Genomic DNA, 10074 nt, shown 5'->3' on the forward strand with positions numbered 1-10074 from the left:
GCAAGGTCACGGCTCAAGGGATCGGGGCCGGCGGCCCCACCGCCGCCAGGGTACCGGCGTCGAGGCGGCCGATGGCCGCGTCGACCAGGGCGGGGCCGGCACGGAGGGCGCCGAGTTCGACGCTCGACATGGCGAGCATCACCGCGCGCAGGGCCGGCAACGGACGTCCGTCCGGCCCGAACAGGTTGAGGTCGTCCTCGACCTTCAGGCCGACACTGTTGGCGATGCGCGCGGCGTAGTTGCGGATGCGGGTCTCGTCGGTGCCGCAGAACGGCGTCGGTACGCTGAGATCGAGGGGGTGCAGGCCGGCGACGAGGGGCGGCAGGGCGGCGGACTCGGCCACGAACCGCTTCTGCAACCCGGCCGTCGCCGTCTCGACGGCCCGGGTCGCGTTGCCCAGCACCACGCTCGGCTCGACGAGGAGCACGGAGGGTCTGGCCGTGATCACGGAGGGCTTCACCAGGAGTTCGGAGGGCCGCACCAGGAGCCCGTGGCGGGGCGTCGCCGGTGGTTTGGCCGAGACGGAGGCGAGGGTCTTCGGAGCCGATCCCGGAGGCACCCGCTTGCCCATCCGCGCCAGGGGCGACCACGGCTGGACCCGCAGGGGACCGCCCTTCGCCGCGAGCGCCCGGCGCGGCATCCCGGCCCGCGTGTTGCGGGCGAGAAAACGCGCCCGCAGGGTCCCGCCGAGGCCGCGCGGCGCGAGGGCGGTCGGCACCCGCGTAGCGGTCGGCGGGGTTCCCCGGCACTCGGCTGGCGCCCAGCGCCTGACGATGGCGAGGGCCGTGCGCCGGTTGAAGTCGCGATAGTAGCGCCGGAGCAGCCCCGCGGCCGCGTCAGCGCCGTCGGCCGCCGTGGCGAAGCCCGTATGACCCTCGGCATCGGCACCGATCTCGCCGGACCAGCGCGCCTTCTTGATGCACCAGTAATTGTTGAGCTTGACGCAGCGGGCGACGAAGGCCGGCTCTGTCGTGGACCAACGCGCCGCCAGGGCGAGGGATGCCGGACGCAGAGACGTCCCCGCCTCCGTTCGCCAGTTCGAGACCGCACGACTTTCCGCCAGGAAGTGGGGTGCCTCCAGAGGCGTGCCGAGGGCGGACCAGTCCCGGGCGGGTTCCGACACGGCGCGGCGCACGGTCTCGACGCCGCCCGCGAGGGACGGCACCAGCGCCGTCAGGACCAGAAGGGATGCGAGGAGCACGACACTCGGAGAGCTTGACCGGGGAACAGGGAAACGGCCGCGCCCGGCAACGGTTCAATTCCCGTCGGACGTGGTCCGCCTGCGCTCAGGCAGCCTCTTCGGCGTCGAGGTCGCGGGGCGCCACGAAGCGCTCCAAGCGCCCGGAGCCCGCGCGGATCTCGTCCCAGGTCTCGACGTCGAAATCCAGCACCGCGAGTGCGCCCGTTGGAAATCCCTCGGCGAGGCGGCCGCGCGCCGCGCGCGGTCCGGACTCGACGAGGCGGAGCGCCACGTCCTGAAAGCCGGGATTGTGGCCGACCATGAGGAGGCACCGCGCCGCACCGGGCGTTGCGCGGATCACCTTCAGGAGGGCGGCGTCGGGCGCCTCGTAGATCTCGGGAACGAACGTCGCTTCCGGCCCGCTCAGGGCAGCGTGGATCGGCTCCCAGGTTTCCCGCGTCCGTTTGGCCGGCGAGACGGCGACGTGATCGGGCCGCAGATTTTCCGTGGCGAGGTAGGCGGCCATGAGCGGCGCGTTCCGCCGGCCGCGCGGGTTGAGGGGCCGGTCGAGATCGGCGATCCCGGCCGGACGATCGGATTTGGCGTGGCGCAGGAGCAGGACACGGAGCATTCGGTGACCTTTCAGTTGAAGCCGACGACGGCGTGCGGAACGTACGGCCGCTCGAGGGCCGCCATTTCCTCCGCCGTCAGGGCGAGGTCGAGGGCCGCCGCGGCGTCGTCGAGGTGACCGGGCTTCGAGGCGCCGACGATGGGCACCGTCACGGGCGACTTCTGGGCGACCCAGGCCAGGGCGACCTGGGCGCGGGGCACGCCGCGTGCCTCGGCGATGGACGCAACCGCCTCGACCACGGCCCGGTCGGCGGCTTCCGTGGCGTCGTAGAGACGCTTGCCGACGAGGTCCGTTTCCTGGCGTGCACTCGACGCGTCCCAGTCCCGGGTCAGGCGCCCGCGCGCCAGGGGACTCCACGGCAGCACGGCAATGTCCTGATCGGCGCAGAGCGGCAGCATCTCGCGCTCTTCCTCGCGGTGGAGCAGGTTGTAGTGGTTCTGCATGGTCGCGAACCGGGTCCAGCCGTTGCGGTCGGCGAGGAACAACGCCTTGGCGAACTGCCACGCGTACATCGAGGACGCGCCGATGTAGCGGGCCTTGCCGGCCTTCACCACGTCGTGGAGCGCCTCCAGGGTGACCTCGATGGGCGTGTCGTAATCCCAGCGGTGGATCTGGAGGAGATCGACGTAGTCGGTGTCGAGCCGCGTCAGGCTGGCATCGACGGCGGAAAAGATCGCCTTTCGCGAGAGGCCGCCGGCATTGGGGCGGTCGCTCAAGCCGTAATAGCACTTCGTGGCGATGACGAGGTCGTCGCGCCGTGCGAACTCCTTCAGGGCCCGGCCGACGATCTCCTCGCTGGTGCCGTCGGAATAGTAGTTCGCCGTGTCGAAGAAATTGATGCCCATCTCGACGGCCTTGCGCAGGAGCGGCCGGCTCGCCTCCTCGGTCATGGTCCAGGGATGGGGACCGCGCTCGGGGATGCCGTAGGTCATGCAGCCGAGGCAGAGCGGCGAGACGTCGAGGCCGGTGCGGCCGAGTTTCTTCATCTTCATGGGAACGGTCCGCTGCTGAGGATGGGACGCGGCGATGGGCTCTATCTGGTCCGGCCGGCCGGCTTCGCCAGGGGCGCTGTTCAGCCGCCGCGCCCCTCGCGCCGCATCATGAAGGCGAGCTTTTCGAACACGCTCACGTCCTGCTCGTTCTTCAAGAGCGCCCCGTGCAGCGGCGGGATCAGCTTGCGGCCGTCGCGCTCGCGCAGGGTCTCGGGGGTCACGTCCTCCGAGACCAGGAGCTTCAGCCAGTCGAGCAGTTCCGAGGTGGAGGGCTTCTTCTTCAGGCCCGGTACGGCTCGGGTCTCGAGGAAGACCCGCAGGGCCTCTTCCACCAGACGGTGCTTGATACCGGGGTAGTGAACCTCGACGATGGCCTTCAGGGTCTCGGCGTCGGGGAACTGGATGTAGTGGAAGAAGCACCGGCGCAGGAACGCGTCGGGCAGCTCCTTCTCGTTGTTCGAGGTGATGATGACGATGGGCCGGCGCTCGGCCCGGATCGTCTGCCCGGTCTCGTAGACGTGGAATTCCATGCGGTCGAGTTCGGTCAGGAGGTCGTTGGGGAACTCGATATCGGCCTTGTCGATCTCGTCGATGAGCAGCACCGGCCGCTCCGCATGGGTGAACGCCTCCCACAGCTTGCCGCGGCGGATGTAGTTGCCAATGTCGGACACGCGCGGGTCGCCGAGCTGGCTGTCGCGCAGGCGCGAGACGGCATCGTACTCGTAGAGCCCCTGCTGCGCCTTGGTGGTCGACTTGACGTTCCAGGTGAGCAGCGGCGCGCCGAGGCCCTTGGCGATTTCCTCGGCCAGCACGGTCTTGCCGGTGCCGGGCTCGCCCTTCACCAGCAGCGGCCGCTCCAGCACGATGGCGGCATTGACCGCCGTCGTGAGGTCGGACGTCGCGACGTAGTCGGCGGTGCCGGTAAAGCGCATGGGATCTGTCCGTGGGCGGTGGTGCGGGGCGGACTGGCCGAGACGGTACCACGTCCGTTTCTTGTCTCGTCCGGATGAGCCGGGGATACCGCGGAGGTTGCTCGCGGACAACGCATCTCGGAAGCGCGTGCAGCGCCTGTCGGTTCAGACTCCCCAGTGCGGCATCGCTCGGTTCCAAATGACCGGCCGTGAGGTCGACCGCCGGATTGAGCTGTGACGCGCTATCTCTGCGCTACCATCATCGTCGGCGACCTCGGGACGCCGACGCCGTCCGCATCCGTCATCGCCCAAATGACCAACCGGGCCGACGCATCCCTATTCCTCAGCGCCACTTGCCTATTCCTCAGCGCCGCTTGGTAGAATGCCGCTTCAGAGCGTCTTCCCGTCGTGCCAGACGCAATTCGAGGCCAGGATGCCGAGGTTCACGTCGGATTTCTGCGGCTGCGGCAGGGTCTTGCCGTCCATGGCGAGATCGATCTTGATCTCGACCTGGCCCTTGGCCTCGTTGGTGCGGCGGGAGAAGTAGCAGTATTGCTGGAACGGCTGGTCCTCGTTGGCCTTGAAGTTCCAGCCGGTGACGATCTGGCCGTCCATGTAGGGCACCTGCTTGAACACCGTGAAGGTGGTGTTCACGATGGCCTTCGAGGCCGGCGCCGCGTCGTTGCCGAGCTGCGCCTTCGTCGGGGTCGGCGTACCGGTGGCCTTCGGCAATCCGCCTTCGAGCTTGAGGACGTTGTCCGTGAGCGTCACTTCACCCTTGGTTTTCAGGGTCACGTCGGAGAGGGCCGCCTGCATGGCGGCGGCGATCTTCTCGGCCGCCGTGTCGAACTGGTTCATATAGGCGTAGCCGTAGGACGCCGCGCCGAGGCCGATGCCGGCCAGCGCGCAGAACGCGCCGAAGCCGAGGGACCGGAACAGGAAGGCGCGGGCCGCGATGATCTTTGTCTCCGCGCGCAGGCGCCCGTTGACGTTCTGCGCCAGGACGACGTTCTCCGGCGTACCGGTGGTGTGGATGCTCATGCGCCGGCTCCCGCGCTGGCCGGCAACGCGGATTGGCCCGTCGGACGCCGGTCGATGGGCCGGTCGATGGGAATGACCGCGCCGGAGGCGGCGTTCGCCTCGCGCGCCGGCTTCGGCTGCGAGAGCCCGATTTCCTGGCGCAGGGCGTCGGTGATGGAATCCAGCATATAGGGGGTGGCTGCCGGATCGACGGTTGCGCCGAGGTCGTCCTCGTCCATGAAGGTTTTCCGCACAGAGACGGCGCAGAGGGCCAGGATCGTCGAGGCGAAGGCGGCGCACAGGGCCGGCACGAACACGAAGATGCGCAGGAAGGCGTGGACCTGCGCCTCCGTCACATCGATGGGATCGACGCCGTAGACCATGGCGGTGAAGGAGTGCAGCTGCGAGCGGTTGACCGAGTTGCGGTAGGTCTGCTCGGCATCCGCCACCTTGCGGTCGGCCGCGCCCCGGTCGAGGGCGCTGCGGGCCTTGCGGGCTTCTTCGAGGGCCTTCGTCACGCCGGCGCGGTCGCTACCGGCCTTGGCGACGCTGGCGTTGAGGGTTGCCGTGCGCGGGTCGGTGACGCATTTGAGGTTGGAGTAGCGCTGGCCCCGGCTGTTGGTGCCGGAGACCCGCTCGCAGCGCTGGGCCGGCAGGGCGGAGAGCTGGCTCGCGTTCTCGGCGGCGCGCTTCTCGATCTGATCGAGTTCGGTGGTGTACTGCGTCACCCGGGCGTCGGCCGCCGCGATCCGACCGTCGATGGTGCTCCGGTCGGCCTGCGCGTCCTTGAGGGCGGTCTTGGCCTTGGCCGCATCCATCAGACGGGGATGGAACATCATCTCGCCGAGCTGCGAGACCGACTTCGTCGTGACTCCGGCGGCAAAGATGATCCCGATGATGGCCATGGCGCGGATCGCGTAGGAGCGCTGCGTCCGCGCGAGGATGCCCAGCGGCACCCGGCACAGCTCCACCGCCGCGTAGACCAGCGGCGCCAGGAGCATGAAGTAGAACGCTTGGGAATCGCCGTCGCTGTAGACCCCAGCGAACAGCCACGCGCCCCAGAGCGAGGCGCCGATGACCATGAACTCGACGAGATAGGCGATGCCGACGTAGCCCCACTTGATGCGGTAGCCCTTCTCGACGTGGCGCTCGTGGGTCCAGCGATCGGATTCCCGTTGCCATTCGCGGCGCTCGCGCTGGACATCCCGGCTGGGCGGCGTCTTTCGCATGGGGCACTCGTGTCTCGAAACGCGACGAACGCCGCACTTAACATTCCGTTACGCCCCCGGCTAAGCGGGTATTGTGCCGTTTTTGCGCCAAGCCGTGCGGTGCGTTGTCCTTGCAACGCTGCCGGGCACGCGATTCGTGCGATCCGGCGCGAACGGCGATTGCGCGTCCGCTCTCCCGGACCGCATGATCGCCGGGACCGAGCCCCGCACGGGGGCTCGGTTGATGGCGCCGGCCGGAAGGAGACCCTGGGACCCGATGACGGACATGCACGCCGGCTCCTACAAGGAAGCGATCCTGTTCCTCGTCACCGCCGGCGTGGTGGTGCCGCTGTTCCATCGCCTGCGCATCAGCCCCGTCCTCGGGTTCATCGGCGCGGGGGCCCTCCTCGGGCCGTTCGGCCTCGGCCGTCTCGCGGAGGCCTATCCGTGGCTCGCATGGGTCACCATCGGCAACCGGGCCGAGATCGCGCATCTGGCCGAGTTCGGCGTGATCTTTCTCATGTTCATGATCGGCGTCGAGCTCTCTTGGGAGCGCCTGCGCACCCTGCGCCGCCTCGTCTTCGGCCTCGGCTCGATCCAGGTGGTCGCCTCCGCCCTGGTGATCGGCGCCATCCTGTACGCCCTGGCGGTGCCCCTCGCCGCCGCCGCCATCGTCGGCCTGGCGCTGGCCCTGTCCTCCACGGCGGTGGTGCTGCCGGTCCTGGCCGAGCAGAAGCGCCTGAACACGCCCGCCGGCCGGGCGAGCTTCGCGGTGCTTCTGTTCCAGGATCTCGCCGTGGCCCCGGTCCTGTTCGCCATCGCGGTGCTGGGGCGCAGCGACGGGGCCAATGTCGGGGGCGCGCTGGCCTTCGCCCTCGGTCAGGCGGCGGTGGCCATCGTCGTCATCGTCGTGGCGGGGCGCCTCGCCCTGCGACCACTGTTCCAGCTCGTGGCCCGCACCCGCTCGCCCGAACTGTTCATGGCGGCCTGCCTCCTCGTCATCATCGGCACGGCGCTCACGGCCGCCGCCGCCGGCCTGTCCATGACGCTGGGCGCCTTCGTCGCCGGCCTGCTGCTCGCCGAAACCGAGTACCGCCGCGCCATCGAGGCCACCATCGATCCGTTCAAGGGCCTGCTGCTGGGCGTGTTCTTCGTGTCCGTGGGCATGAACCTCGACCCGGCCCACCTCATGGCGGCGCCCGGGGCCATCCTGGGCCTCGCCCTGGGGCTGATCCTGCTCAAGGGCGTGGTCATCGTCGCGGCCGCCCGCTTCCTCAGGCTGTCGCGCGCCGTCGGCCTCGAGGCGGCCCTGCTGCTTGGCCCCGGCGGCGAATTCGCCTTCGTGCTCATCGGCGGGGCTCTCGCCGGAAACCTCGTCCCCGAGGAAGTCGGCCAGGCCGCCCTCATCGTCACCACGGTGACGATGATCGCGATTCCGGCGCTCGCCGTCCTCGCCCGCCGCCTCGGCAAACGGATGACGCACGGGCAGCTCGGCCGCGCCCGGGCGGAGCCCGTGCCGGACAAGCAGCAGAACCGTGTGATCATCGCCGGGTACGGCCGGGTCGGCCGCCTCGTCGGCGAGATGCTGGCCCGCCACAAGATCCCGTACCTCGCCCTCGATGCCGACGCGGCCCGCGTCTCGGAGCACCGGCGCCTCGGCAACCCCGTCTACTTCGGCGACTCGGCCAATCCGGAGCTCCTGCGCCGCTGCGACATCGCCAATGCGCGGGCACTGGTCGTCACCCTCGACAACCCGCACGCCGTGGAGGCCGTTGTCGAGGCCGCCCGCGCCGAGCGGGCCGATATCACCATCGTGGCCCGCGCCCGCGACGCGCGCCATGCGACGGCCCTCTACGAGATGGGCGTGGACGACGCGGTGCCGGAGACCATCGAAGCCTCCCTGCAATTGTCGGAGGCCGTCCTCGTCGATGTCGGCGTACCCATGGGCCTCGTCATCGCCTCGATCCACGAGCGCCGCGACGAGTACCGCGCCATGCTCAAGCGGAAGGAGACGGAGGTGCGCCCCGCCTTCCGGGCACGGCGCACGGTGGGCAAGGGCACCGAAGCGCGCGAAGCGGCGTCGCTCAAGGACGAGGCGAAGCCGGTGGTCAAGAGCGCGTAGGGCGAGGCCGCCCTCCCCCCTACGCCCATGACTCAGCCGTGGCAGGCGCAGCCGGAATGGCCGCAGCCGTCGTGGGAGGCGTGACCGTCGGCGCAGGCCTCGCAGCAGAAGGTCTTGCCGTCCCGTTCGATCCCGGTGCCTGTCTTCACCTTGCAGACGCAGTCGGCACAGGCACAGGGAACCATTTCGGCGGTCGCATCGGCCATGGAAAACGATCCTTCGTTGGCAGGTGGATGGTGCGCATTCTTGCCAACGCCGCGTCCGTCCGCAAGCCGTGCCCGGTCCGCGCACGAAGATAGTCCCCACCGCGGGGACGAAGCGTGCTAGGGGTCGGCCAACCCCGCACGACTCCGTGCCCTGGGCAACTCCATGAGGCCCCAGTGGCGAACGCGTTCAAGAGCGGTGCATCCCAATCGCGCACGACCGACGATTTCAACGAGCGCGCCAAGCGCCTCTCGGAGCGGCTCGGCGCCATCGAGAAGCCCGCCCAGATGAAGCGTGGGAATGCGCCGCGTCGCTCGTTCAAGGCCGGGCCGCGCCCCGAGGCCGATACCGAGCCGAAGGACGAGCAGGCCGAAGGTCAGAACGAGGCCGCCGAGACCAACGAGACTGAGACCGAAACCGAAGCCTGAACGACGGCGGCGACGGCCAAAAACAGGGGCCGACACGGCGTCGGCCCCTTCCTCGTTCAGTGTCGGAGACGAACCGCTCAGCGGCGGGCCTTGGCCTTGCGGGCGGCATAGCGCGCATCGCGTGCGGCCTTCTTCTCCGCCAGGTCGGAGGCCTTGCGTTCGGCGGCCGCCAGGGCCTCCGCCTCTTCGCGGGCGATCTGAGCCGCGAGCTCCGCCTCTTCGCGGGCGCGCTTCTCTTCCGCGGCCTGGCGCTCGGCGGCGATCCGGGCGGCTTCGCGCTCACGGGCCCGTTCCTCGCGGGCGCGGGAGACCGCGGCACGGGCCTCGGCCTTGGCGATTATGTCCGGGTCATCCGCCGGGGGACGGGCCTTGAATTTTTCCAGCAGCATCTGCTTGGCGCTGGCGGAGTTCTTGCGGCGATCGTCGAAATTCCTGTAGTCGAAGGCGCCCATCTGACCTTTCTCGTGGTGTGTCGCGGCCGAGCCCGCTTCGCGGGGCGCGCGGCCTTAGGGTGAATCAGAACGTTTGGAAAGCTGTGTCGATCGGGGCTGCCAATGCCCGAACGACGGACCGGAATCAACAGAAGCCGCCCGGTGGCGAGCGGCTTCCCGTCGAGATGTTGAATCGATGCCTCAGTGGGCGGGCAACGAGGCCCGCCCTCAGGCCGCCTGGAGGTTTCCGGCGGATTGCTTGCCCGTGCGGCGATCGTTCTCGATCTCGTAGGACAGCTTCTGCCCCTCGATGAGATTGCGCATCCCGGCGCGCTCGACGGCGGAAATGTGGACGAACACGTCCTTGCTGCCGTCATCCGGCTGGATGAATCCGTAGCCCTTGGTCTCGTTGAACCATTTCACGGTACCCGTGCTCATGGCTTATCCTTTCGTCGTGAGAAGTCGTGCCCGCAGCCCCGCGCCCGTGCAGGCGCGGCTCCTGGGAAGCGGGGCGGTGAGATGCCGTAGGACCGAGGGCGGCATCCTCGCGCGGTCCCGTGGGACCGGTGGTCCCGAAAGGACCGGAGGCTGCGCGGCCGTGCTGGGGAAGCGACCATGCGGAGAACTTGGTGATCTGGGAAGCCTGCGACGGACAGACAAGGCGTGAAGCCGGGCGGGGTTCCCGCGGCCCATCCGGAGGGGGCCCGCGCGTCCTGTCTTCAACCGCGCCCGGGACGGCGCCCTGGACGGGGACGACGACACCCCCGAGGTTGCTGCATGACGGTGTGACGGCTACGCTACAGCCCGATGGGAACGGCGCGTCGGGGGCTTTCGTGAGGAACCCGCATGGTCGCGAAACGTCTCCGGTCATGTCGGCGCGGCCCTTAACCACGTGGAGATGGGTCGGGTGAGTTAGTACGGACCGGCATCGAAGCGGGGGCGGGATG

The 10074-nt window shown here is 69.4% G+C and carries 11 protein-coding genes; 2 read left to right on the forward strand and 9 right to left on the reverse strand.

Annotated elements, in window-relative coordinates; translation table 11 throughout:
- Positions 1–13 precede the first annotated feature (13 nt).
- The 6 genes from FV218_RS08720 to FV218_RS08745 all read right to left on the reverse strand — a co-directional run bounded on the left by FV218_RS08720 (position 14) and on the right by FV218_RS08745 (position 5963).
- Positions 14–1201, reverse strand: coding sequence for a hypothetical protein (locus tag FV218_RS08720; protein WP_056094473.1), 1188 nt, complete (start codon positions 1199–1201; stop codon positions 14–16).
- An 85-nt stretch (positions 1202–1286) separates the two neighbouring features.
- Positions 1287–1811: a histidine phosphatase family protein gene (locus FV218_RS08725; protein ID WP_147709436.1), complete on the reverse strand. Its 525-nt coding sequence runs from the start codon at positions 1809–1811 to the stop codon at positions 1287–1289.
- A gap of 11 nt (positions 1812–1822) precedes the next feature.
- Positions 1823–2803 (reverse strand): aldo/keto reductase, encoded by a 981-nt coding sequence (locus tag FV218_RS08730; protein ID WP_147709437.1) that lies wholly within the window; start codon positions 2801–2803, stop codon positions 1823–1825.
- Positions 2804–2883: 80 nt separating this feature from the next.
- Positions 2884–3735, reverse strand: a complete 852-nt coding sequence (locus tag FV218_RS08735) for a MoxR family ATPase (RefSeq protein ID WP_147709438.1) — start codon at positions 3733–3735, stop codon at positions 2884–2886.
- A 369-nt stretch (positions 3736–4104) separates the two neighbouring features.
- On the reverse strand, positions 4105–4755 hold the full coding sequence (locus FV218_RS08740) for a hypothetical protein (RefSeq protein WP_056094484.1): 651 nt from the start codon (positions 4753–4755) through the stop codon (positions 4105–4107).
- Positions 4752–5963 (reverse strand): ATPase, encoded by a 1212-nt coding sequence (locus FV218_RS08745; RefSeq protein ID WP_147709439.1) that lies wholly within the window; start codon positions 5961–5963, stop codon positions 4752–4754. Before FV218_RS08745 ends, FV218_RS08740 begins: the two co-directional genes overlap by 4 nt.
- Before the next feature lie 256 nt (positions 5964–6219).
- On the opposite strand from FV218_RS08745, the gene FV218_RS08750 reads away from it, so the two are divergent.
- A complete protein-coding gene (locus FV218_RS08750; protein ID WP_246685045.1) occupies positions 6220–8064 on the forward strand; it encodes a cation:proton antiporter in 1845 nt (614 codons plus the stop codon).
- A gap of 32 nt (positions 8065–8096) precedes the next feature.
- On the opposite strand, the gene FV218_RS08755 is transcribed toward FV218_RS08750, so the two are convergent.
- Positions 8097–8270 (reverse strand): metallothionein, encoded by a 174-nt coding sequence (locus FV218_RS08755; protein WP_056094491.1) that lies wholly within the window; start codon positions 8268–8270, stop codon positions 8097–8099.
- 174 nt (positions 8271–8444) lie between these two features.
- Here FV218_RS08755 and FV218_RS08760 point away from each other — a divergent pair, with 174 nt between their 5' ends.
- Positions 8445–8696, forward strand: coding sequence for a hypothetical protein (locus FV218_RS08760; RefSeq protein ID WP_056094493.1), 252 nt, complete (start codon positions 8445–8447; stop codon positions 8694–8696).
- Positions 8697–8773: 77 nt separating this feature from the next.
- Here FV218_RS08760 and FV218_RS08765 read toward each other — a convergent pair whose 3' ends face one another.
- A complete protein-coding gene (locus FV218_RS08765; protein ID WP_147709440.1) occupies positions 8774–9148 on the reverse strand; it encodes a DUF6481 family protein in 375 nt (124 codons plus the stop codon).
- Positions 9149–9355: 207 nt separating this feature from the next.
- The gene (locus FV218_RS08770; RefSeq protein ID WP_147709441.1) at positions 9356–9565 is read right to left on the reverse strand and encodes a cold-shock protein; all 210 of its coding nucleotides are present in this window, start codon (positions 9563–9565) and stop codon (positions 9356–9358) included.
- Positions 9566–10074 lie beyond the last annotated feature (509 nt).

It is taken from the genome of Methylobacterium sp. WL69 (assembly GCF_008039485.1).
GTDB lineage: Bacteria > Pseudomonadota > Alphaproteobacteria > Rhizobiales > Beijerinckiaceae > Methylobacterium.

What these genes read in the sequence shown, in the direction of transcription:
- FV218_RS08750 (WP_246685045.1), top strand. Translation starts at nt 6,220, where the DNA reads ATGACGGACATGCACGCCGGCTCCTACAAGGAAGCGATCCTGTTCCTC.
- FV218_RS08740 (WP_056094484.1), bottom strand. Translation starts at nt 4,755, where the DNA reads ATGAGCATCCACACCACCGGTACGCCGGAGAACGTCGTCCTGGCGCAG.
- FV218_RS08770 (WP_147709441.1), bottom strand. Translation starts at nt 9,565, where the DNA reads ATGAGCACGGGTACCGTGAAATGGTTCAACGAGACCAAGGGCTACGGA.
- FV218_RS08765 (WP_147709440.1), bottom strand. Translation starts at nt 9,148, where the DNA reads ATGGGCGCCTTCGACTACAGGAATTTCGACGATCGCCGCAAGAACTCC.
- FV218_RS08725 (WP_147709436.1), bottom strand. Translation starts at nt 1,811, where the DNA reads ATGCTCCGTGTCCTGCTCCTGCGCCACGCCAAATCCGATCGTCCGGCC.
- FV218_RS08745 (WP_147709439.1), bottom strand. Translation starts at nt 5,963, where the DNA reads ATGCGAAAGACGCCGCCCAGCCGGGATGTCCAGCGCGAGCGCCGCGAA.
- FV218_RS08730 (WP_147709437.1), bottom strand. Translation starts at nt 2,803, where the DNA reads ATGAAGATGAAGAAACTCGGCCGCACCGGCCTCGACGTCTCGCCGCTC.
- FV218_RS08735 (WP_147709438.1), bottom strand. Translation starts at nt 3,735, where the DNA reads ATGCGCTTTACCGGCACCGCCGACTACGTCGCGACGTCCGACCTCACG.
- FV218_RS08755 (WP_056094491.1), bottom strand. Translation starts at nt 8,270, where the DNA reads ATGGCCGATGCGACCGCCGAAATGGTTCCCTGTGCCTGTGCCGACTGC.